Below are 22,819 nucleotides of genomic sequence, written 5' to 3'. Positions count from 1 at the left end.
GTCCGGCAGTGCACGGGCGACGTCCGGCCACGGACGGTGCGCGCCCGCGGGAATGCTCAGGCCGTGACGCGGATCAGGGCGCGAGCGCCGCGCTCCATCTCCACGAAGGAGTGGTTCACGGCGGTGTAGGTGCCGGGCTCGTCGAAGACCAGCTCCACGAACCCGCCCTGGGCCGCGGCGAGGTCGAGCGCCTGCGCCCCGCCGCCCTCCCCGTCCCCGGGACGCAGCAGATAGGCGCCCTCCTTGAAGACGGTGTCGAACACCCCGCCGACGACGTGGAAGGAGATCCCGCGCGACGGGCCCGCGGAGAGCACCCACAGCCGCACCCGCTCGCCCACCCGCGCCTCGAGCGGGGCGTGGACGTACTGGGTGGCATGGCCGTTGAAGACCGTGAGGTCGGGGCGCTCGGCCGCGATCTTCACGGGGCTCACCGGCAGGGCGCCCTCGTGCGTCGCCGACTCGGAGCCGGGAGCGCCGGCGGGCACGAGATAGTGCTCCGACTGCACCAGCACGTACTCCCGCTCGACGGGCGCGAGCTCCGGCGGCGGGACCACGAGCGCGCCGACCATCCCGGCGGACAGGTGCACCGACATCGGCACGGTCGAGCAGTGGTAGAGCCAGATCCCGGCATGGTCGGTGGTGATCGCGTACTCCAGCTGCTCGCCCGGCGGGATCGTGCGCATCGCCTCGTCGGGGGAGACGCGGCCGGCGTGCAGGTCGAGGGAGTGCCCCATCGACCCGTGATTGACCAGGTCGACGGTCAGGCGCGCCCCGAGCTCGGAGCGCAGCACCGGCCCGACGACGGTGCCGCCGTAGGTCATCGCGTTCATGGTCACGCCCGGTGCGATCTCCGCGGCGACCTCGACGACCTCCAGGGTGACCCGCTGCTGCGGACCCGTCGCGGCGGGGAGGCGCGCGTCGCGCACGGCGACGTCCGGTCCGGGGGCGGCCATCATGTCGGCGCCCACGCGGGCGAGCTCGTCGGCCCCGGATCCCGCGGCCACGGCGCCCCCGTCGGCGGCCGTGCCCGCCGCGGCACCGGTCGCGACGATGCTCAGCGTCATGCCCATCGCGCGATGGCCGACGATCGAGCACCATCCCTCCATGTCATGGGCGACCACGCCGCCGTCGAGGACCCGCGACTCTCCCGGCTGCAGGCGCCCCGAGGTCGCGCCGGTGGCGAGCACGAGGTCGTGCACGTCGTGCGGATCGTCGTTGCTCAGCTCGATGACCAGGGTGTTCCCGGCGGGGACCTCGAGCCGGTCGGGCGTGAACCGCATCTCGGCCATGGACACCGAGATCGTGGTGCTCTCCCCGGTGGGCGTCACCGCGGCGGCGCCCGCGGTGCCGCCCGCGGTGCCGGCGGCGTCGGGGATCGAGCCCTGGGAGCGGTCCAGGGAGCCGCCGAGCGCGGTCGCCCCGAGCACGGAGCCGAGGCCCAGCAGCGCGCCGGTCAGCGCGCGTCGGTCCATGGGCGCTGCGGCGGCGGGAGCGGGCCCGGTCCTGGACCCCGTCGGCGGGCCGACGGACGGCGGCGGGCCGACGGAGGGCGACGGGCCGACCGACGGCGACGGCAGCTCGCTGCGCGCGGGGGAGACCGATGCGGCGGCCTCGGGGCGGCTCGGTGTCGGCAGCGGCACGGCGGTGCCGCGCAGCCGCGAGCTCGTCCGCACCGCGAGGACCAGCAGCACCACGAAGCTCACCAGCACCGCGAAGCCGAGCAGGGAGAGGACCACCCGGGAGAGCGAGCCGAAGCCCGCGACCTCCGCGGTGCCGAGCGTGAGGGCGGAGAACAGCGCCCCGGAGCCGGCCGTGCCCCGCTCGGCGAGCACGAACAGCGCTACGACGAGGTTGTACGCCACCACGCGCAGCACCGCGCCGCGGCTCATCACCGCCAGCGCCGCCGTCGTCGCGCGGGGGCCGCCGCCGAGGGTCACCGGCAGCAGATGGCTCATCGCCCCCAGCAGCACCTGCAGCAGGAAGCCGGCGACGAAGGGGACGGTGAGCTGCTGCACGTCGGCGGCGACGAGGGAGGTCGCCATCTGCGCATCGGCCGAGCGCCACCACATCACCAGCAGCCCGGCGGTGGTCAGCGAGAACCAGCCCGTCCCCGCGGTGATCGACAGGATCGGGAACGGGGCGAGCGGCACCCGGCGCTCCTGGCGCACGCCGCGCACCCCGGCCCGCACGAGCGTCGCCGCGACCCAGGCGAAGGAGCCGAGATAGGCGAGCAGCGCCGCGCAGCCCAGCAGGGTCGAGCCGATCAGCGCCCCGGCGACCGCGCCGAGGACGGCCAGGAACATGCCCAGCAGCCCGCCCGCGGCCCGGGTCGCCGCGGCGAGTTCGATGCGCGTGCGCAGCACGGTGGGCCACAGGGTCAGCAGCGTGCCCGTCACCGTCAGACCCACGAAGCCCAGCACGTTCACGATCTGGTGGGCGAGCATCAGCCGTCCCTGCCAGGGCTCGCCCGGGCTGAACGCCATCACCGCGCCGAGCAGCGCACCGACGGGAAGCAGGCAGGCCGCGGCGACGTACGCTCGGACCGTGAACGCGAAGCGCGGCGCGAGCGCGGCCCGGATCTGCGCGCCGAGCGCGGCGGCGTACCAGAGCAGCGCCGCGGAGACCGCCAGCGCGCCGAGCACCACCAGCCACGGCCATCCCGGCAGCATTCCGGCGATCGTCGCCACCACCCCGGCGGTGAGCAGCCGCAGCCTCGCCAGCTGACGCGGGCGGGACTCCTCGCCCAGGCGGGTCTTCAGCAGCGCCTCGGCGAAGTGCTGCCCCCAGACCATGATCGAGGTGGTGATCAGTCCCAGCGTGACCATGTGGACCATCAGCCAGCGGGCCTGCGGCAGCCACTGGTGCACCAGGACCACCACGACCAGCGCGAGCATCCAGCCCATCACGGGGCGGGCGGCACGCCGGTGCCAGGCACCGCGCCCGGTGGCGGGGGAGCGCCTGGAGGGACGAGGGTCAGGAGCGGGGGAGGACGGCTCGGAGGATGACGGCCCGGGAGCCGACGGGACAGGGGAGGACGGCACGGTGCAGGACCACCTCAGGCGTGATCCCGGTCCGGGCGGCAGGCGACCGGTCGGGGACGGGCAGGGACCGTTCCAGACTAGGACGGGCCGAGGACGCTCCGTCCGGCCATGGTCCCGACGTCACGGCACAGCGCTCGGCCGCTCGGGCCACCGCGTCACGGTCTCGGCGTCACGTGTCCCGGGCGGGGCGGACCGATGCTCACTCGGGAGCGGTGCGCGCAGCGCTCGACGCGTGCTCAGCGGTCGCGGGGATCCTCGGCCTGGTCGAGCCGCTCCCTGCTGCGCTTCCACTGCGCGTACAGGCCCGCGCCGAAGCTCACCACCACGATCAGCCCCACGGCGATCAGCACGGTGGTGAAGGGGATCGGGATCCCGGCGGCGGCGAGCACCGCCCAGATCACCACCAGCGAGAGTCCGATCAGCAGGGCGTCGCGCAGGGCGCGCATGATGCGCGGGAAGATGTTCGCGCGCTCGACGTGCCGGCTCGCGACGGCGTAGTACGCGGCGGCCTCGCGACGCAGCTCCGCGCCGGAGGGGCGGGGGCGCTGAGCGGTGCGCGTCCCGCCGTCCGTGTCGCGCTCGCGGGGTCGGTCGCCGCGGGGGTCGTGCCCGCGGTCGTCGGCCGAGGAACGCTCGCGGTCGTCGGCCGAAGAGTTCTCGCGGGTCCGCTCGCTCCTCGGCTCCCGGCGCTCGTCGCTCTCGTCGGCTCCGGCCGACGCGCGCGGCTCGTCCTCGCGCCAGCCCTCGTCGACCGCGCGGCCGGCGGCGCGCACATAGCCGCCGGCACGGTCACCGGCCCTCCGGGCGGCGTCCTTCGCGGCAGGGGCCTGCTTGCGGGCGGTGTTCCGCGCCGCCTTCACGTAGGTCTTCCAGTCGGCCATGGCTCTCCTCGCCTCAGCGGTGCCAGTCGCCGCGGTCCCGCGGGTCCAGGTGCTCGATGCGCCGGTCGTCCCGGGGGCGCCGGTCGTCCTCGCGGAAGCGGATGTCCCCGCCGCCGCGGGGCTCCCGCTGCGGGCGCGGGTTCCGGGCGCGGCGCTCGTAGTAGTACGACAGGCCGACGTTCAGCGCGAGGGTGATGCCCACGGACAGCACGAAGCCGCCCAGGGTCGAGCGCATGCCCAGCAGGCGCAGCACGATGAACAGCACCCCGATGGCGACGATGCTGAATCCGAGGTGGTCTCGCACGCGCTGGACGAGGCTGCGGGAACGGCGGCTCATCGTCCCATCGTAGACGCGGCGCCTGGACGCGAGCCGGACGGGATGAGAGTCCCGCCACAGTCCTCTCCCTGCCATGGCCCGTGACCGCCTGGGCCTGCGGACGCGTTACCCTGGCGGTGTTCCCAGGGGTGGCATCGAGGCCAGTGCGGCCTGCCGCCCACTGCCGACATCGAGAGGAAAAGCACCCCGTGGACCTGTATGAGTACCAGGCCCGCGATCTCTTCGAGAAGCACGGCGTGCCCGTGCTCGGAGGAGTCGTCGCGGAGGACCCCGCAGCCGCCAAGGCCGGCGCAGAGAAGCTCGGCACCCCGGTCGTCGTCGTCAAGGCCCAGGTGAAGACCGGTGGTCGTGGCAAGGCCGGCGGCGTGAAGGTCGCCAAGTCCCCCGAGGAGGCGGAGCAGAAGGCCTCCGAGATCCTCGGCATGGACATCAAGGGCCACACCGTGCACCGCGTGATGATCGCGGCCGGTGCGGACATCGCCGAGGAGTACTACTTCTCGCTCCTGCTGGACCGCGCCAACCGCAACTACCTGGCCATGTGCTCGGTCGAGGGCGGCATGGAGATCGAGCAGCTCGCCGTCGAGCGGCCCGAGGCCCTCGCCCGCGTGGCCGTCGACCCGAACGTCGGGATCGACGAGGCCAAGGCGAAGGAGATCGTCGAGGCCGCGAAGTTCGACGCCGAGACCGGCGCGAAGGTCGCCCCCGTGCTGCAGAAGCTGTGGGACGTCTACCGCGAGGAGGACGCGACCCTCGTCGAGGTCAACCCGCTGGTCAAGACCGGCGCCGGCGACATCGTCGCGCTGGACGGCAAGATCACCCTGGACGACAACGCCGAGTTCCGCCACGAGGCCCACGCCGAGCTCGTCGACGTCACCTCCGAGGACCCGCTGGAGACCAAGGCGAAGGCCCTGGACCTCAACTACGTCAAGCTCGACGGCGAGGTCGGCATCATCGGCAACGGCGCGGGGCTGGTCATGTCCACCCTCGACGTGGTCGCCTACGCCGGCGAGAAGCACGGCGTCAAGCCCGCGAACTTCCTGGACATCGGCGGCGGCGCGAGCGCCGAGGTCATGGCCAACGGCCTCGACGTGATCCTCGGCGACGAGCAGGTCTCGGCCGTGTTCGTCAACGTCTTCGGCGGCATCACCGCGTGCGACGCGGTCGCAAACGGCATCGTCGGCGCCCTGAAGAAGCTCGGCGACGCGGCGACCAAGCCGCTCGTCGTCCGCCTCGACGGCAACAACGTCGAGGAGGGTCGCAAGATCCTCGCGGACTTCGCCCACCCCCTCGTCACCCAGGCCGACACCATGGACGGCGGCGCCGCGAAGGTCGCCGAGGCCGCCGCCGCAGGAAAGTGAGCAGCACCCGACATGTCTATCTTCCTTGATGAGAACAGCAAGGTCATCGTCCAGGGCATGACGGGCTCGGAGGGCATGAAGCACTCCCAGCGCATGCTCGACTCCGGCACGAACATCGTCGGCGGCGTGAACCCGCGCAAGGCCGGCCAGTCCGTGTCCTTCGAGGGCGGCGCCGAGGTGCCCGTCTTCGGCACCGTGGCGGAGGCCATGGAGGCCACCGGCGCGAACGTCTCGGTGGTCTTCGTGCCGCCGAAGTTCGCCAAGTCCGCCGCGATCGAGGCGATCGACGCCGAGATCCCGCTCCTGGTGATCATCACCGAGGGCATCCCGGTCAAGGACTCCGCCGAGTTCTTCAACTACTCGCAGACCAAGGGCACGACCCGCATCATCGGGCCGAACTGCCCGGGCCTGATCAGCCCCGGCAAGTCGAACGCGGGCATCACCCCCTCGAACATCACCGGTGCGGGCAAGCTGGGCCTGGTCTCCAAGTCCGGCACCCTGACCTACCAGATGATGTACGAGCTGGCCGACATCGGCTTCACCACCGCCATCGGCATCGGCGGCGACCCGGTCATCGGCACCACCCACATCGATGCGCTGAAGGCCTTCGAGGCCGACCCCGACACCGCCGGTATCGTCATGATCGGCGAGATCGGCGGCGACGCCGAGGAGCGCGCGGCCGAGTACATCAAGGCCAACGTCACCAAGCCGGTCGTCGGCTACGTCGCGGGCTTCACCGCCCCCGAGGGCAAGACGATGGGCCACGCCGGCGCGATCGTGTCCGGCTCCGCCGGCACCGCGCAGGCGAAGAAGGAGGCCCTCGAGGCCGCCGGCGTCAAGGTGGGCAAGACCCCCACCGAGACCGCCGATCTCATGCGCGAGATCATCAAGGGCCTCTCCTGATCCCTCCCGCCCAGCGCTCCTGAGCGCGAGGCCGACGTGCCCCGGACCGGTGACGGTCCGGGGCACGTCGCTGTCCGGGGAGGGTCCTCGTGGGAGAGCCCCGCCCTGGCAGGCTCGGCCCGGGGCGAACGGGACGCCCGACGTCGTCGCGCCCGATAAGCTGGACGTCGCCAGTCGCGCTGACCGAGGAGGGGCCTGTGTCCGGAGATCTCATCGACACCACCGAGATGTACCTGAAGACGGTGTTCGAGCTCCACGAGGCCGGCATCGCCCCGATGCGCGCCCGCATCGCCGAGCGGCTCGGGCACTCCGGACCCACCGTCTCCCAGACCGTCGCCCGGATGGAGCGCGACGGGCTGCTCCACCTCGACGACCAGCGGCGCATCCGCCTCACCGAAGAGGGCACCGAGGTGGCAACCGACGTCATGCGCAAGCACCGCCTCGCCGAACGGCACCTGCTGGACGTGATCGGGCTGGACTACGCCCACGTCCACGAGGAGGCCTGCCGCTGGGAGCACGTGATGAGCCTCGAGGTCGAGAAGCGCCTCGCCCGCCAGATCACCCCGCCCTACGTCGACCCCTATGGGAACCCGATCCCCGGCCTCGCGGCCCTCGGGATCGAGGAGACCCGGGCCACGGACGAGGGTAAAGACGAGACCTCTGCCGTCCAGGAGCTGCGCGGCGCGGTCGAGGACGGTCAGAGCCGCGAGGTCCGCCTCGAGCGCATCGGCGAGCGACTCCAGAGCGATGTCGACCTGCTCGGCGAACTCGCACGTCACGGCATCCTTCCCGGTGCACGGCTCGCAGTGGAGCGGGTGGGGGCGAGCGTCGTCGTCCGCGGCCCCGAGGGCGGGGAGGTGGCGCTCGGCGACCTCGACGCTGACCAGCTCCACGTGACCCCGATCGCCGCCGGGTAAAGCCTCCGTCAAGCCCTTCCCCAGAAGCGTCCAGTCATCCTGACGAGGGCGCGACCAGCCCTTAGTCTCGAGGGCGTGTCGCGGCGCAGAGGTCCGCGACATCCCTTCCGGAAGCCCCACCGCGCACCGGAGAATTAGGGTGCGAGACGTGACCACGCGCGGGGGCTGAGCCCGGGGCTGGGAGCGATTCGTGTCGAACACCGTGCACCACACCCACCGCCGCGCCATGCGCACCGTCACCCCCGTCTCCCGCGCCGGGCGCGCCGGGGCAGGAGCGGCGATGGCCGCGGCGATGCTGTTCGGCGGCGCCGCCGCCGCGACCGCCGAGCCGCAGGCCGAGGCCCCCCGCGCCGACGCCGGCGCCGCGGTGCTGCCCGCCGTCGCCGCCCCCGCCGTCGGCATCCCCGCCGCGGGCGGTGCCGAGGATGCTGAGGGCGCCGGGGACGAGGCCGCCGTCGCCGCCCTCGCCCCCGCCGCCGGCACCGCCTTCTCCGTCGAGGTCGGCCCGACCGCCGAGGAGATCGCCGCCGCCGAGGCCGCCGAGCGCGAGGCCGCCGAGCAGGCCGCGCAGGAGGAGGCCGAGCAGGAGCAGGCCGAGGCGCAGGAGACCGAGCCCGCCGAGGAGCAGACCGAGACCCGCGAGGACGACTCCGCGGAGACCTCCTCCCGCTCCAACGAGCGCGAGGAGCCGGCCGAGGACGAGCAGCAGGAGAGCAGCGCGGACGAGTCCCGCAGCTCCGAGCGCTCCGAGAGCAGCTCCTCCGAGGAGCAGGAGGAGTCCGCCCCGGCTCCCTCCGCCGCCAAGGGCAGCTCCATCCTCGCCACCGCCCGCTCCGGCATCGGCACCCCCTACGTCTACGGCGGCACCTCCCCGTCGGGATGGGACTGCTCCGGCTTCGTGCAGTGGGTCTACGCCCAGCACGGCATCAGCCTTCCCCGCGGCGCGGGCGACCAGGCCGCCGCCGGCACCGTGATCCCGCGCTCCGAGGCCCGCCCCGGCGACCTCGTCTACAAGCCCGGTCACATCGGCATCTACGCCGGTGGCAACCAGTTCGTCGACGCCGGCAACAGCCGCGTGGACACCTCCGAGCGCAACATCTACTCCGGCAGCTGGACCTTCATCCGCATCGGCGGCTGAACGACCCTGCCCCTCGACGGCCCCGCCGCGCCCCTCCCGGGCGAGGCGGGGCCGTCGTCGTGCGTGGGGGAGGACACGGCGACGGGTGAGAGGTACGGCGGTACCGTGTCCTGGTGTCCTCCCTGCGTGATCTGCTCTCCGTCCTGCTGCTGACCGCGGCGACGCTGCTCGGCGCCCTCTGGCTGCCCGGGGCCTGGATCGAGCGCAACGTCGTGGACCAGGAGGGGTTCCTCGCGATCACCCAGCCGCTCGCCGAGGACGCCACCCTGCAGCGCTCCCTCACCGACAGCGCCGTGGACGAGGCGCTGGACCACGAGCTCGTCCCCGGGTTCGTCTCCGACCGGGCCACGCCGCTCCTCCAGGAGCAGGCCTCGAAGGTCACCGGCACCGAGGCCTACACGGAGGTGTGGGACCGGGCGATGGTCGAGCTGCACGGTGCGCTGTTCACCCCCGGCGCCTCGCCCCTGGACGTGGACCTGCTGCCGCTCATCGACTCCCTGCTCACCGGGGTCGAGGACACCCTGCCGCTGATCGACGACCTTCCCCGCCCGGGGGAGGCGAGCGTGACCCTCGCCAGCATCCCCGACGTGCCGCTGCTGCACCGCGCCACCGTGCTGGACCCCTGGGCGCACCGGGCCGGGCCGATCGCCCTGGGACTGGCCGTGCTCGCGGTCCTCGTCGCCGGGCACCGTCGCCTCATGCTCACCCTCGCCGGGATCGGCGCCGTGCTCGCCGGGCTCGCGACCTGGCTGCTCACCACCCGCATCGAGGGCCTCGTCCCCGATGCCGTCGATCAGGCGGTGTTCCTCGGCCCGATCGTGCAGGTCTTCGAGCAGCGCTTCGCCGCCGAGGTGATGCCCCAGGGCGTCATCATGCTCGGGGCCGGGGCACTGGTCGCCGCCGCGGGGCTCGTGCTGATCGGGCTGCGCCGCAGCAGCTAGAGCATGCCGAGGCGGGCGAACGCCTCCTCCACGCCGTGCCCGGACGGGGGAGCGACCTCCATGTCCGCCGCGGCGAGCACCTCGGGACGGGAACCGCGGATGGCGACTCCCGTGCCCGCGGCCCGCAGCATCCCCAGATCGTTCGCCCCGTCGCCCACCGCGACCGTGTCCTCGATGCCCACCCCCAGGTGCTCGGCCGCCAGGCGCAGCCCGTCGGCCTTGTCGACCTCGGCGAGGTGCAGCTCCCCGGAGCCGCGGCCGTCCTCCGAGATCGAGTTCGGCAGCGCCCCGACCTCGGGGCCGACCTCCGCGGCGAGCTGTTCGATCGGCACCGGCGAGCTCCACACCGAGATCTTCGCGAAGGAGACGGCGGCCGGATCCTCGGGCACCGAGATCGCCTCGAGGATGTCGGCGAAGCCCCGCCCCAGCTCGCCCGCGGAGGGGACGGGCGCCCCGCGGCGACGACGCTCGAGCCGATCGGCCGACGAGGCCGAGCACCACAGAGCCTCGGGCGCCTCGAGCGCGTAGGCGGCGCCGTGCGCCTCGAGCACCTCGACCGTGCGCCGGGCGAGCGCGGCGGGGAAGCGCACATCGCGCAGCAGCTCGTCACCGATCCGAATGTGCCCGCCCGCCGAGGTGATCATGCCGTCGAACAGCGCGGCGACGTCGGAGGCGACGATCGAGGCGGGCCGCCCGGTGCTCAGCAGGACCGCATGGCCGGCCGCGCGGGCGGCGAGCACCGCCTCGGCCTGGGCGCGCGGGACGATCCCGCTCTCGGCGAGGGTGCCGTCGAAGTCGAGGAAGGCGGCACGGCGGCGGAAGGGGGCGGACGAGGACACGATGCTCCTGGGGTGGGACGGACGGGACCCTCAGCCTAGGCGAGGGGTGGCGCCGAGCCTGGGCGGGAGCGGCGAGCGCTCAGCGCGGACGGTGCAGGCTGGCGAGCACCGAGACGGTCACCTCGCGGGGCGCCCCGCCGGGGCCGTCGAGGCCATCGAGAGCGGCGAGGTCCACGTGCCGGGCGCTGGGGGTCATCGCGACCAGGTCCCGGGCCATCGCGTCGTCGAGGGCGACCGTGAACCGCAGCGGACGGGAGTCCTCGACGGTGAAGTGCGGGGCGAGCGCCTCGGCGAGCCGCTCCTCCTTGCGCGGGTCGGGCCGGACCATCCCCGGCACGTGCTCGCGCAGCTCGGCCAGGTGCTCGTCCGCGGGCCGCACCACGAGCAGGCGCCCGCCCGGGCGCAGCACCCGCGTGAACTCCGCCGGGTTCCGGGGCGCGAACACGTCCATCACGAGGTCGACGCCCGCATCCCGCAGGGGGAAGGGCGAGAACACGTCCCAGCCGGCCGCGGCGGCCCGGTCGTGGGCGCGGGCGGCGAAGCGCAGGGCCCGCGGTGCGGTGTCCACGCCGAGCCCCTGCGCCCCGGGGACGCGGTCCAGCACCGAGGAGAGGTAGTGGCCGGTGCCGCAGCCGATGTCGAGCACGCGCGGATCGTCCGTGCCCTCGAGCGCCCGGGCGGCAAGATCCGCGGTGAGCGCCCGCAGGGCGTCGTACGCGCCGGTGGAGAGGAAGGAGTCCCGGGCCCGGGCCATGTCGTCGTCGTCCCCGCTGATGGGGGCGCTGCCGGGCAGCAGCGAGACGTACCCCGCGCGGGCCAGGTCGAAGCTGTGGCCGCTCGGGCAGCGGAGGGTGCGCTCGGGGAGCGCGAACGGCTCCCGGCAGTGCGGGCACAGCAGCGCGTCGAGCCAGGGGAGCAGGGCGGCGGGGACGGGACGGGACACGACGGACAGCGTACGTCCCGTCGCCGTCGGGCCCGTCAGACGGCCGACGTGCCCGGGGCGCCGCCGGCCGCCCGGGCCTCCTCGAACAGGGAGAGGTCGTGGGAGTTCACGATCCGCACCTCCGGGTCGAGGGCGAGGGTCGACGCGGGTCGCGCACGTCCTCCGTGCCGAAGCCGGTGTCGACCAGCACCAGCCGGTCCTCGACCTCCAGCAGCAGGACATGGCAGACCATCCGGCCGACGGGGGTGCGCAGGGTGCCGCAGTCGAGGTGGTGGAGGCGCATCGGGCTCTCCTCGGGGTGATGGGCAGGGGTGGGTCTCGGACGGTGCGGGAGCGCTCAGCCGCCGACGTACTCCCGCAGATGCTTCCCGGTGAGGGTCGAGGCCTCCTCGACCAGCTGCGCGGGCGTGCCCTCGAAGACGACGCGGCCGCCGTCGGCGCCCGCCCCGGGGCCCAGGTCGATGATCCAGTCGGCATGGGCCATCACGGCCTGGTGGTGCTCGATGACGATCAGGGTCTTGCCCGAGTCGACGAGGCGGTCCAGGAGGGCGAGGAGCTGGTCGACGTCGGCCAGGTGCAGGCCGGTCGTCGGCTCGTCGAGCACGACGATCCCGCCCTTGTCTCCCATGTGGGTGGCGAGCCGCAGGCGCTGACGCTCGCCTCCGGAGAGGGTGGTCAGGGGCTGTCCGATGGTGAGATAGCCGAGGCCGACGTCCTCCATGTGCCCCAGCAGCTTCGCGGCCGCGGGCACCTTCGCGCCGGCGGAGGTGAAGAACTCCCGCGCCTGCTCGACCGACATCTCGAGCACGTCGGCGATGCTGCGCGCCTGCTCGCCCTCGCCGAGGGTGTGCTCGAGCACGGAGGCCTGGAAGCGTCGGCCCTCGCACTCCTCGCACGGGGTGGAGACCGTCTCCATGAAGCCGAGCTCGGTGTAGATGACGCCGGCGCCCTTGCACACCGGGCAGGCGCCCTCGGAGTTGTTGGAGAACAGGGCGGGCTTGACCCCGTTCGCCTTCGCGAAGGCCTTCCGGATCGGGTCGAGCAGACCGGTGTAGGTGGCGGGGTTCGAGCGGCGCGAGCCGCGGATCGCGCTCTGGTCCACCACCACGACGTCCTCCCCGGCGGGGAGGGAGCCGTGGATCAGGGAGCTCTTGCCGGACCCGGCCACGCCCGTGACCACGGTCAGCACCCCGAGCGGCACGTCGACGTCCACGCGGCGGAGGTTGTGCGCGTCGGCGCCGCGGATCTCGAGGGCGCCGGTGCGCTCGCGCACCTGCTCCTTGAGCTGGACCCGACGTTCCAGGTGCGTGCCCGTGAGGGTGTCGGAGGAGAGCAGACCGGCGAGATCGCCCTCGTACTGCAGCTGCCCGCCGTGGGCGCCGGCGCGCGGGCCGAGGTCGACCACGTGATCGGCGATCGCGATGGTCTCGGGCTTGTGCTCGACGACCAGGACGGTGTTGCCCTTGTCCCGCAGCGAGAGCAGCAGCGCGTTCATGCTCGCGATGTCGTGGGGGTGCAGGCCGATCGTCGGCTCGTCGAAGACGTAGGTGACGTCGGTCAGGGCGGAGCCGAGGTGGCGGATCATGCGGGTGCGCTGGGACTCGCCGCCGGAGAGGGTGCCGGAGGGGCGGTCCAGGGAGAGATAGCCGAGCCCGATCCGCACGAAGGAGTCCAGCAGCGCGGAGAGGTTCCCCAGCAGCGGGGCGACGGACGCGGAGGTGTGCTGCTCCCGCAGCCGCTCCACCCAGCTCGCGAGGTCGGTGATCTGCCAGGAGGTCGCCTCGGCGATCGAGACCCCGTCGATCAGGGCGGTGCGGGCGTGCTCGGCCAGTCGCGTCCCCTCGCAGTCGGGGCAGGTGATGAACTTTACGGCCCGGTCCACGAAGGTGCGCACGTGCGGCTGCATCGCGTCGCGGTCCTTGTTCAGCATCGACTTCTGGATCTTCGGGATCAGACCCTCATAGGTCATGTTCATCCCGTCGATCGAGATCTTGGTGGGCTCCTTGTACAGGAAGTCGTGCATCTGTCGCTTCGTGAACGTCCGGATCGGCTTGTCGGCGGGGTAGAAGCCGGAGGATGCGAAGATCTTCACGTACCAGCCGCCGGGCACGTAGCCGGGGATGGTGAAGGGGCCCTCCTCGAGGGTCCTGTCCTCGTCGTAGAGCTCGGCGAGGTCGACGTCGGAGATCTTCCCCATGCCCTCGCAGCGCGGGCACATCCCGCCCACGCGGGAGAAGGTGGTCTTCTCGGCGATGGTCCTCGCGCCCTTCTGGACCGTCATCGCGCCCGCGGCGGTGACCGAGGGGACGTTGAAGGAGAAGGCGCCGGGCCCGCCCACGTGCGGCTCGGCGAGCTTGGAGTAGAGGGTGCGCAGGTGCGCGTTCGCGTCGGTGACGGTGCCGACGGTGGAGCGGACGTTCGCGCCCATCCGCTCCTGGTCCACGATGATCGCGGTGGTCAGGCCCTGGAGGTCGTCCACCTCGGGCCGGGCCAGCTGCGGCATGAAGCCCTGCACGAAGGAGGAGTAGGTCTCGTTGATCATCCGCTGGGACTCGGCGGCGATCGTCCCGAACACCAGCGAGCTCTTCCCGGAGCCGGAGACGCCGGTGAAGACGGTCAGCCGCCGCTTGGGCAGGTCCAGGGAGAGGTCGCGGAGGTTGTTCTCCCGGGCGCCGCGCACGCGGATCACGTCGTGCGCATCGGCGGGGTGACGGGTCGACGACATGAGGGCTCCTCGGATCGGGCGGGACACGGGCCGGAGGCAATACTGCCACCCCGCCCCGTCGCCGCCCCGCCGCGTTGTCGCCCGGCCCGCCGCCGGCCGGCCTCCTCTGCCCACTCGTCACATGCCGCAGGCCCGGCCCCGTGGAACGGGACCGGGCCTGCGGCGCGGTGGTGCGGAGCACCTCGGCGAGGGAGCCGGGGCTCAGCGGGTGAGCCGGCGGCTCAGCGGTAGGTGACGTAGTCGGTCGGGTTGCCCCAGATCTCGCGCTCGACGACCTGCTGCTTGGAGCCGGAGGCGTCGATGATCTTGCCGTCGCCGGAGTAGATCGCGATGTGGCCGGGCCACACCACGAGGTCGCCGGGCTGCAGCTCGGACTTCGAGATGCTGGTGCCCGCGGCGGCCTGCTGGCTGCTGGTGCGGGGCACGTCGATGCCGGCGGCCTCGTAGGCGTAGGCCACCAGGCCCGAGCAGTCCATGCCGCTGAGCGAGGACTCGCCCCAGGCGTAGGGGGTGCCGAGAGCGCTGCGGGCCGTGTCGACGATCGCATTGCCGGAGGTGGAGGTCGAGGCGGTGCTGACCGAGGCGCTGCCGGCGGGGGCGGAGGTGGTCGAGATGGTGGCCTCGGCGCCGGAGTCGACCGAGCCGCTCCCGCCCTCGAGGGCGGCGCGGGTGTCGGGGCCGACCACGCCGTCCACGGCGATGCCGGCGGAGGACTGGACGTCCTGGACCGCGTCCTCGGTCATCGAGCCGAAGAAGCCCGTGACGGGCAGGTCGGCGCCGCGGTCGTTGAGCGCGGACTGGAGCTGCTCGACGGAGGCGCCGGAGTCGCCGCGGCGCAGCGTCTCGGCCGAGGTCTCGTCCGAGGAGGAGGCGGCCTCGGCGGCCGGGACCTGCTCGGCGGAGGTGGACTGCGAGGAGGAGTCCTCCATCAGCGCCACGTCGTTCGCGTGGGCGGCGCCGCCGGTGAAGGCGGTGCCGAGCAGCACCGAGCCGAGGACGGCGGCGCCGCCCGCTCCGGCCGCGGCGCGGCGGGCGGGGAGGAGAGGGGTGCGGGCGCGGCCGAGCGCGCGGTGCGAGTTGTTCAGAGCCATGATGCGGTGTGTTCCTAACGGCCTCGGGGCGAGGCGGGTGTCCTGCGGGGTCTGTGCGTCCTTCGGTGACGACCCTCGGGGAGGGGGATCGTGCCCGGCTCCCCGGGCGGGGAGGCCGTTCCCGTGCCGCGCGGCCGCACCGCGGGGCGGGTGCCGGGCCGATGGGCTGTGGACGTGGCATCCACGGTAGGAGCCGGGCCCCGGGGAGGAACACCGAGTTGAAAGGGCCGCCCCCTCGTTTTGAACGAGGTTTTGCCCGCGCCGGGCGAGCATGGTGCGACTTGGTGTGACTTGACGGTCCATGGGGGATCTGGGCCACATCATCGGCATCGGTGCGGGGCTAGCCTGAGGCGGTGACTGAGACGACCCATTACGACATCGCCCTCATCGGCTCCGGCTCGGCGAACTCCTTCCCGGGCCCCGACCTCGCCGACCGCACCATCGTGCAGATCGATCGGGGCGTCGGCCCCGATCGCGTGTTCGGCGGGACCTGCCTGAACCTGGGCTGCATCCCCACGAAGATGTTCGTGCACACCGCGGATCTCGCGGAGACCCCCGCGGACGCGGCCCGCTTCGGCCTGACCGAGCAGCTGCAGCACGTGGACTGGCCGGCGATCCGCGACCGCATCTTCGGGCGCATCGACCCGATCACCGCCGGCGGCGAGGCCTACCGCCGCGACCACGAGGACAACGCGAACCTCACCCTGCTGCGCGGCACCGCCCGCTTCGTGGGGGAGAAGGAGCTGCTCGTCGACGGCAACGACGGCAGCCGGCAGCGGATCACCGCCGACACCATCGTGCTCGGCGCCGGCTCCCGGCCCGTCCTCCCGCCGATCGACGGGCTCGAGGAGCTCGCCCCGCACACCTCCGACACGATCATGCGCGTGGAGGCGCTGCCCGCCTCCCTCGCGATCCTCGGCTCCGGGGTGGTCGCCGTCGAGATGGCGCACGTGCTCTCCGCGCTCGGCGTCGAGGTCACCCTGATCGCCCGCTCGCAGCGGGTGCTGCGCGCCGCCGACGCCGACATCTCCGCGCGCCTCACCGAGATCCTCGGTGAGCGGCTGCACTTGGTGACCGGCTTCGACACCACCTCGGCCCGACGCACGGCCGACGGGGTCGAGCTGCGGGGCACGCGAGAGGGCCGCGAGGAGACGCTGCGGGCCGAGGAGCTGCTCGTCGCCGTCGGTCGTCGTCCCAACTCCGACCTGCTGGACGTGCGGGCCGCGGGGATCGACGTCGCCGAGGACGGCCGCGTCGAGGTCGACGCGTACCAGCGCGTCCTCGCCGGGGGAGAGGTGCGCGAGGGCGTCTTCGCCTTCGGCGACCTCTCCAGCCCCCACCAGCTCAAGCACGTCGCGAACCACGAGCAGCGGATCGTGCGGCACAACGTGCTGCACCCCGAGCAGCTGCGGCGCTCCGACACGATGCCGGTCCCGAGCGGCGTGTTCACCCATCCCCACGTCGCCTGGGTGGGGATGGACGAGGAGACCGCGCGCGCGAGCGGCCGCGAGGTGCGCGTGGCGGTGCAGGAGTACGCCTCGATCGCCTACGGCTGGGCGCTGGAGGACACCACCGGATTCGCGAAGATCATCGCGGACGCGGAGACCACCGAGATCCTCGGCGCCCACCTGATCGGCCCCGAGGCGACGACGCTGATCCAGCTGCTGATCCAGGCGATGAGCACCGGGCAGACCGCCCGAGACATCGCCACCACCCAGTACTGGATCCACCCGGCGATGCCCGAGCTGATCGAGAACGCGCTGCTCCAGCTCGTGGACTGAACGAGCTCGTGGACTGATCCGGCTCGTGGACCGACCGCCGTCGGTCTCCCGGCGCACGGAACGGGGGCGGCCCGGGGCATCTGCCCCGGGCCGCCCCCGTTCTCCGCGTCGAGGGAGGTCCTCAGCCCTCCGCGCCCGGCAGGCAGGACTTCAGCGGGTCCTGCTCGATCTCCGGCGCGTCCGTGGGGGTGGCCTCCTCGGTGGGCGCCGAGGTCGTCGCGCTCGAGGACTCCTCCTCGGTGGTGGATTCCTCGGTGGTGGTCTCCTCCTCCGTGGTGGTCGCCTCGGCGGTCGGCTCCTCGGTGGTGGCGGTGTCCTCCTCCGGCGGGGCGCCGGTCTCCGCGGGCTCGGTCGAGCCGGGCTCGGTCTCGCCCTCCACGGACTCCGGCGGGTCGTTCTTCATCGAGTCCTTGATCGAGGCATCCGTCCACTCCTCGAGGTACTCCCAGTCCGGGTTCCCGGAGAAGGTGACGTCCTGCGTGATCGGGTAGGAGGTGAAGCCGCCGTCCTTGATGCGCAGAGCGAGCTCCACGAAGGCGTCCACGTTGCCGACGGGGATGTCGGTCTGGATGTTCTCCTCGGTCGCGGTCACCAGGCGCGGGATGGACAGCGCGAGGGAGGTGGGGTCCGCCTCCTCGCTCACGGCGCGCACGATGCGCTGCTGGCGGCACATGCGGTTGAAGTCGTCGGAGCCCTCGCGGGAGCGGGCGTACCACAGCGCGTGGTAGCCGTCGAGCTTCTGCTCGCCGGGCTCGATGTAGCCCTCGACCTCGCTCGCGCCGCCGCCGATCGGGATCCGCCGCTCGACGACGAGGTCCACGCCGCCCAGGGCGTTGACGAGGTCCTCGAAGCCCTTGAGGTTAACCATCGCGTAGTAGTCGGTGGAGATCCCGAGGGTCTCCTCGACGGCCCAGCGAGTCGCGGTCAGGCCCGGCTCGGGATCGCCCGGGAAGAGGTCCTTGTTCTCCTCGGCCCACGCCCACACGGCGTTGATGAGGTTCTCGTTCTTCCCGTAGTAGTCGAAGCCGTCGGGGAACTCCTCCGCGGCGACCGTCCCCTCGGGGAACTCGACGTTCTCGAGGTTGCGGGGGATCGAGAACAGAGCGGTCTGACCGGTCTTCGTGTCGATCGAGGCGACCATGAGCGTGTCGGGGCGGGTGCCGGTGCGATCGGCGCCGGCGTCCTGGCCCAGCAGCATGATGTTCAGGCGCGGGGTGTCTGCCCACGGGTCCGGTCCTTCGGCGAGCCCTTCGCCGTCGCCGCCGAAGACGCTCGTGGAGCCGAACAGGCCCTGCAGCGCCCAGAGGGACTGCACGCCGCGGCCGAAGGGCACCGCGACCGCGATGACCATCACGGCCGCCAGGGCGAGCGCGAGATAGCGCTTCGCGCCCTCGAGCCGTTCCTTGGTGGTCTGGGCGAGGTTCGCCAGCACGATCTGCAGGCACCACACGAGGCCGACGACCACCACCACGAGGAGCGCGCCGATCAGCACCCCGCGGTGGGTGCCCAGCGTCGCCGCGATCCGTAGCGGGTCGCCGATCACGAGGACCGCCGCGATCGTCGCGACCGCGAGGAGGAGCACGGCGAGCATGATGACGCCGATCTGTCGCATCCGCGTGGTGACGAGGCCGGAGCCGGGCAGCGCGGAGGTCAGCACGGTCCAGCCGGCGACCTTCGCGAGGGAGCCGTCGTCCGACGAGGGACGGTCCCCGCCGGAGCGCGAGTCGCCGGAGCCGCCCGAGCCGCTGCGGCCTCCGCCGGAGGCCTCTCCGCCCCGACCGGCGCCGTCGCCGGCGCCCTGGAGGCTCGCGCCGCCGGCGTCACCGGTGCTCGCGGCGCCGGAGGCTGCGGCACCCGAGCTCGCGGCGGCGGAGACCCCGGCTCCCGCGCCGAGAGCGGCCGCGGCGACGGCGACCGGACGGTCACGGATACCCTCGCGGTCCTCGTCCCGCGGTGCGTCGTGGTCCCCGGCGGGGGCCGCGGACGCGGGGGAGGAGCCGGGCTCGTCGGTGCCGCGTGCGGCGCGGTCGTGCGCGAGGGCGTTCTCCTCGTCGTGGGGGGAGGCGTGCTCCGCGTCGTCCTCGGGCTCCGCGGGGGAGGAGACGACGGGGGCGACCTCATGATCGGGGGCGAGGGGCGCCTCGGCCGGCGCGGGTGTCTGGTCGGACGTGGTCCAGGCGTCCTGCGGCGAGGCGTCGGCAGCCGCCGCGGTGCCTGCGGCCGCAGCGGCGGGGCCGCTCCCGGAGGGGGCGGCGCTCGCCGGCGTCGCCTCGTCGGCCGGGGTCGGGACGCCCGCTGCGCGTCGTCCGCGCGGGGACGGGGACGGTGCCGACGCGCCCGGGCCGCCGTCGGCGGAGGTCTCGAGCTGCTCGAGGGGGAAGGCGGCGCGCCGTCCACGGGGCCGGCGCGGGACGGCCCGCTCGGGCCCCCGCGGCGCGGACGCACCGGTCTGTTCCGCACCCGAGGAGGACGGCGCGGTGCGCGGCGCCTCGGCCGCGGCGTCCGTCATGGCCCCTCGCTCCGTCGCGGAGCTCGTCGGGTCGCTCCGGGAAGCGCCGGCCGCGGCGGTCGCGGCTCCCGCAGTCCCGCTCGGAGCGGGCGCGGTGCCGTTCGTCGCAGAGGCCGCCGCGGCAGGCTCGTCCGAGCGAGGTGCGGCGCCCGGGAAGGAGCGGCGCTCGGCGGTGTGCGGCAGGGAGCCGGTCGAGGAGGCCGCGGACGCCCGCGATGCGGACCGTGCGCCTCGGACGGTGCGCGAGGAGCTGGTGGGAGTCGTGGCCCGGGGCGCGGGGGCCTCCGCCGGACGCGCTTCGTCGGTCCGGGCGTCGGTCTCCCGCGGGTCCGCAGGGCGCGCGTCGGCACGCCCGGTGCCGACGGGCACAGTGTCCGAGGGGCGCGCGTCAGCAGGTCGGGCGTCGGCGGTCCGCTCGTCGGCCGGGGCCTCGGGTGCCGAGGGCGCGGAGGCGGGCGCCGCCGGGGTGTCGATCCAGGTGCGCTTGGGGTTCGGGGCGCCGAAGGCCGCGTCACGGTTCCGTCGAGCCTGCTCCTTGGGGAGCGGCGTGGATTCCGTGCGTCGGACCGGTTGCTGCCTGTGCCGTCCGGACCGACGGCGGCTGCGGCGCGGGGCCGAGAAGGGGTCCGTCATACGCCACATCCTAGGGATATGCCTGCGACAGGACGCACAGATCGCTGTGTGGACCTCGTGGAGGTCCGCTCCCGGGCACCGCACGGGACCGCTGTCACGCACCGTACGTAGCATGGTGCCCATGCGCCTGATCCATACCCCGACGACCGACCTGACCTACGACGACTGCTTCTTCCTGCCCGGTCGTTCCGCGATCACCTCCCGCTTCGACGTCGACCTCGGCAGCGACGACGGCACCGGCACCACGATCCCGCTGATCGCCGCGAACATGACCGCTGTCACAGGACGTCGCATGGCGGAGGTCATGGCGCGCCGCGGCGGCCTCGCCGTCCTTCCCCAGGACCTCGCCCCCGAGCGCATCGACTCGATCGTCCGCTCCGTGAAGTCCCGGGACCTGCTCGTGGACCACCCGCTCACCCTGACCGTCGACGGCACCCTCGGCCAGGCCGCGGACCTGCTGCCCAAGCGTCCCCACGGCATCGTGGTCGTGATCGACGAGGACCGCCGCCCCCTCGGCACCATCTCCGCCGAGGAGATCGCCGGTCGGGACTCCTTCGCCCAGGTCGGCGACGAGCTCAGCACCGACGTGCCGATCCTGACCCCCGAGGACCTCGAGGTCGAGCCCTCGCGCCTGCACGCTCGCATCGCCGCGACGCACCACGACGCCGCCGTGGTCGTGGACGCGGAGGGCGCGCTGCGCGGAGTGCTCACCGCCACCGGCGTGCTCCGCTCGACCATCTACCGCCCCGCCACCGACGCCGAGGGCCGCCTGCGCATCGCCGTCGCCGTCGGGATCAACGCCGACGTCGCGGGCAGGGTCCGCGACCTCGTCAACGTCGGCGCGGACGTGATCGTGCTGGACACAGCCCACGGCCACCAGGACAAGATGATCGAGGCGATCCGCACCGCCCGGGCCGAGCTCGGCCCCCGCGAGGGGACGGCCGTGCGCCTGGCCGCGGGCAACATCGTCACCGCCGAGGGCACCCGCGAGCTGATCGAGGCCGGCGCCGACATCGTCAAGGTCGGCGTGGGCCCGGGCGCCATGTGCACCACCCGCATGATGACCGGCGTCGGCCGCCCCCAGTTCTCCGCCGTGCTCGAGTGCGCGGCCGAGGCCCGCCGCCTGGGCGGCAGCGTCTGGGCCGACGGCGGTGTGCGCCACCCGCGCGACGTCGCCCTCGCCCTCGCCGCCGGTGCTTCGAACGTGATGATCGGCTCCTGGTTCGCGGGCACCTACGAGTCGCCCGGGCAGATGCGCACCGACGAGTCCGGCCGACGCTACAAGGAGTCCTTCGGCATGGCCTCCAAGCGGGCCGTCTCCCATCGCACCGCCCACGAGGACGCCTTCGCCCGGGCCCGCAAGGGCCTGTTCGAGGAGGGGATCTCCACCTCCCGGATGTACCTCGCCGACGGCCGCGGCGGCGTCGAGGACCTCCTCGACGAGATCACCGCCGGGGTGCGCTCCTCCTTCACCTACGCGGGTGCGGCCAGCACCGAGGAGTTCCGCGAGCGGGCCGTGGTCGGGCTGCAGAGCGCCGCCGGCTATGCCGAGGGCCGTCCGGTCGCCAGCTCCTGGAGCTGAGCCGGGCCGCGCGGCGGGCCGGAGCGGCATGGCGGCATGGCCCCGTTCCGGTCCGCCCCGTCGTGGCCGGTAGGCTTCGGACCATGACGACTCTCGTGATCGGTGGTGCCGGATACATCGGGTCGCACGTGGTGCGACTCCTCCTGGAGCAGGGGCAGCAGGTGGTCGTGGTCGACGACCTCTCGACCGGCCTGCGCAGCCGGACGGAGGGGGCCGAGCTCATCGAGCTCGACGTCACCCTGCCCGATGCGCGCGAGAAGCTCGCCTTCCACCTGCGGGCCTCCGGCGCGGACTCGGTGATCCACTTCGCCGCCCACAAGCAGGTCGGGGAGTCCGTCGAGAACCCGGAGATGTACTGGCACGACAACATCGCGGGCCTGGCCAACGTGCTCGCGGCCTGTGCGAGCGCCGGGGTGCGGGACGTGGTCTTCTCCTCCTCCGCCGCCGTCTACGGTGTACCGGACGTGGACCTGGTCACCGAGGACCTCGCCCCGCAGCCGATCAACCCCTACGGCGCGACCAAGTACGTGGGGGAGTGGATGCTGGCCGACGCCGAGCGCGCCCACGGCATGCGCACCGTCGCCCTGCGCTACTTCAACGTCGCCGGCGCCGGCTGGCCCGAGCTCGCGGACACCGCCGTGATGAACCTGGTCCCGATCGTGCTGGACCGTCTCGAGCAGGGGAAGGCCCCGATCGTCTTCGGCGACGACTACGACACCCCCGACGGCACCTGCATCCGCGACTACGTCCACGTGCTCGACCTCGCCCACGCCCACATCGCGGCGCTGGACTACCTGCGCGGCGAGGAGCGGCCCCACCGCACCTTCAACGTCGGCACCGGCGAGGGCTCGAGCGTGCTCGAGGTGATCGAGGCGATCGCCCGCGCGAAGGGCATCGAGATCACCCCCGAGATCGGGGAGCGCCGTGCCGGAGACCCCGCCCGGCTGATCTGCTCCGCCGACCGCATCGCGAAGACCCTCGGCTGGAAGTCCGAGCACGGCCTGGACGACATCGTGCGCTCCGCGGTCGAGGCCCGCTCGGCGGAGATCACGCCCGACGTCGAGGCGTATCCCGAGGCCTGAGACCCCCTGCCGCCCGATGCCACGGCGCCCCTGCTCCACGAGGAGCAGGGGCGCCGTTCTGCGTGGGTCTCTGCATGGGGCGTCCCGGGCGTGCGCCCGCCGCTGCCGGGAGCGCTCC

Annotated in this window: 17 protein-coding genes; 8 read left to right on the top strand and 9 right to left on the bottom strand. The window is 73.4% G+C overall.

Features of this window, described 5'->3' with window-relative positions; genetic code table 11:
- Window positions 1-56: 56 nt before the first annotated feature.
- The 3 genes from DEU31_RS06455 to DEU31_RS06445 all read right to left on the bottom strand — a co-directional run bounded on the left by DEU31_RS06455 (window position 57) and on the right by DEU31_RS06445 (window position 4,259).
- Window positions 57-2,894 carry a multicopper oxidase domain-containing protein gene (locus tag DEU31_RS06455; RefSeq protein WP_347876452.1) on the bottom strand — a complete coding sequence of 946 codons (2,838 nt, stop codon included), beginning with the start codon at window positions 2,892-2,894 and terminating at the stop codon, window positions 57-59.
- A gap of 383 nt (window positions 2,895-3,277) precedes the next feature.
- Window positions 3,278-3,922 (bottom strand): hypothetical protein, encoded by a 645-nt coding sequence (locus tag DEU31_RS06450; RefSeq protein WP_133676532.1) that lies wholly within the window; start codon window positions 3,920-3,922, stop codon window positions 3,278-3,280.
- Between the two features lie 13 nt (window positions 3,923-3,935).
- The gene (locus DEU31_RS06445; RefSeq protein ID WP_010551239.1) at window positions 3,936-4,259 is read right to left on the bottom strand and encodes a hypothetical protein; all 324 of its coding nucleotides are present in this window, start codon (window positions 4,257-4,259) and stop codon (window positions 3,936-3,938) included.
- 188 nt (window positions 4,260-4,447) lie between these two features.
- Between DEU31_RS06445 and sucC the strand changes: the two genes are divergently transcribed.
- From sucC to DEU31_RS06420, 5 genes are all read left to right on the top strand, one after another.
- A complete protein-coding gene (sucC, locus tag DEU31_RS06440; RefSeq protein WP_010551240.1) occupies window positions 4,448-5,617 on the top strand; it encodes an ADP-forming succinate--CoA ligase subunit beta in 1,170 nt (389 codons plus the stop codon).
- A gap of 12 nt (window positions 5,618-5,629) precedes the next feature.
- Window positions 5,630-6,520: a succinate--CoA ligase subunit alpha gene (sucD, locus tag DEU31_RS06435; RefSeq protein ID WP_053917878.1), complete on the top strand. Its 891-nt coding sequence runs from the start codon at window positions 5,630-5,632 to the stop codon at window positions 6,518-6,520.
- A 197-nt stretch (window positions 6,521-6,717) separates the two neighbouring features.
- Window positions 6,718-7,437, top strand: coding sequence for a metal-dependent transcriptional regulator (locus tag DEU31_RS06430; protein ID WP_133676531.1), 720 nt, complete (start codon window positions 6,718-6,720; stop codon window positions 7,435-7,437).
- Window positions 7,438-7,627: 190 nt separating this feature from the next.
- Window positions 7,628-8,575 carry a C40 family peptidase gene (locus DEU31_RS17300; protein WP_133676530.1) on the top strand — a complete coding sequence of 316 codons (948 nt, stop codon included), beginning with the start codon at window positions 7,628-7,630 and terminating at the stop codon, window positions 8,573-8,575.
- A gap of 113 nt (window positions 8,576-8,688) precedes the next feature.
- Window positions 8,689-9,516, top strand: coding sequence for a hypothetical protein (locus DEU31_RS06420; RefSeq protein ID WP_133676529.1), 828 nt, complete (start codon window positions 8,689-8,691; stop codon window positions 9,514-9,516).
- Here DEU31_RS06420 and DEU31_RS06415 read toward each other — a convergent pair.
- The 5 genes from DEU31_RS06415 to DEU31_RS06395 all read right to left on the bottom strand — a co-directional run bounded on the left by DEU31_RS06415 (window position 9,513) and on the right by DEU31_RS06395 (window position 15,114).
- Window positions 9,513-10,355, bottom strand: a complete 843-nt coding sequence (locus tag DEU31_RS06415; protein WP_133676528.1) for an HAD family hydrolase — start codon at window positions 10,353-10,355, stop codon at window positions 9,513-9,515. The genes DEU31_RS06420 and DEU31_RS06415 overlap by 4 nt on opposite strands.
- A 79-nt stretch (window positions 10,356-10,434) precedes the next feature.
- Window positions 10,435-11,298, bottom strand: coding sequence for a putative RNA methyltransferase (locus DEU31_RS06410; protein WP_133676527.1), 864 nt, complete (start codon window positions 11,296-11,298; stop codon window positions 10,435-10,437).
- A gap of 106 nt (window positions 11,299-11,404) precedes the next feature.
- The gene (locus DEU31_RS06405) at window positions 11,405-11,581 is read right to left on the bottom strand and encodes a hypothetical protein (RefSeq protein WP_208109968.1); all 177 of its coding nucleotides are present in this window, start codon (window positions 11,579-11,581) and stop codon (window positions 11,405-11,407) included.
- Window positions 11,582-11,635: 54 nt separating this feature from the next.
- Window positions 11,636-14,023: an excinuclease ABC subunit UvrA gene (locus DEU31_RS06400; RefSeq protein WP_133676526.1), complete on the bottom strand. Its 2,388-nt coding sequence runs from the start codon at window positions 14,021-14,023 to the stop codon at window positions 11,636-11,638.
- 221 nt (window positions 14,024-14,244) lie between these two features.
- Entirely contained in the window at window positions 14,245-15,114 is an 870-nt protein-coding gene (locus DEU31_RS06395) for an NlpC/P60 family protein (protein WP_133676525.1), read from the bottom strand.
- Between the two features lie 353 nt (window positions 15,115-15,467).
- Here DEU31_RS06395 and DEU31_RS06390 point away from each other — a divergent pair, with 353 nt between their 5' ends.
- On the top strand, window positions 15,468-16,895 hold the full coding sequence (locus DEU31_RS06390) for a mycothione reductase (protein WP_133676524.1): 1,428 nt from the start codon (window positions 15,468-15,470) through the stop codon (window positions 16,893-16,895).
- 121 nt (window positions 16,896-17,016) lie between these two features.
- Here the strand turns inward: DEU31_RS06390 and DEU31_RS06385 are convergent, their stop codons facing one another.
- On the bottom strand, window positions 17,017-19,404 hold the full coding sequence (locus DEU31_RS06385; RefSeq protein ID WP_133676523.1) for an LCP family protein: 2,388 nt from the start codon (window positions 19,402-19,404) through the stop codon (window positions 17,017-17,019).
- 754 nt (window positions 19,405-20,158) lie between these two features.
- On the opposite strand from DEU31_RS06385, the gene DEU31_RS06380 reads away from it, so the two are divergent.
- Both DEU31_RS06380 and galE read left to right on the top strand, forming a co-directional pair.
- Complete coding sequence (locus DEU31_RS06380; protein ID WP_133676522.1) at window positions 20,159-21,619, top strand: GuaB1 family IMP dehydrogenase-related protein; 1,461 nt, start codon at window positions 20,159-20,161, stop codon at window positions 21,617-21,619.
- Window positions 21,620-21,702: 83 nt separating this feature from the next.
- Window positions 21,703-22,701: a UDP-glucose 4-epimerase GalE gene (gene galE / locus DEU31_RS06375; RefSeq protein WP_010551253.1), complete on the top strand. Its 999-nt coding sequence runs from the start codon at window positions 21,703-21,705 to the stop codon at window positions 22,699-22,701.
- The last annotated feature ends 118 nt before the right edge of the window (window positions 22,702-22,819 follow it).

Source organism: Brachybacterium sp. AG952 (assembly GCF_004362645.1).
GTDB classification, from domain to species: Bacteria; Actinomycetota; Actinomycetes; order Actinomycetales; family Dermabacteraceae; genus Brachybacterium; species Brachybacterium conglomeratum.
This window is presented reverse-complemented; position numbering and strand designations above follow the sequence as displayed.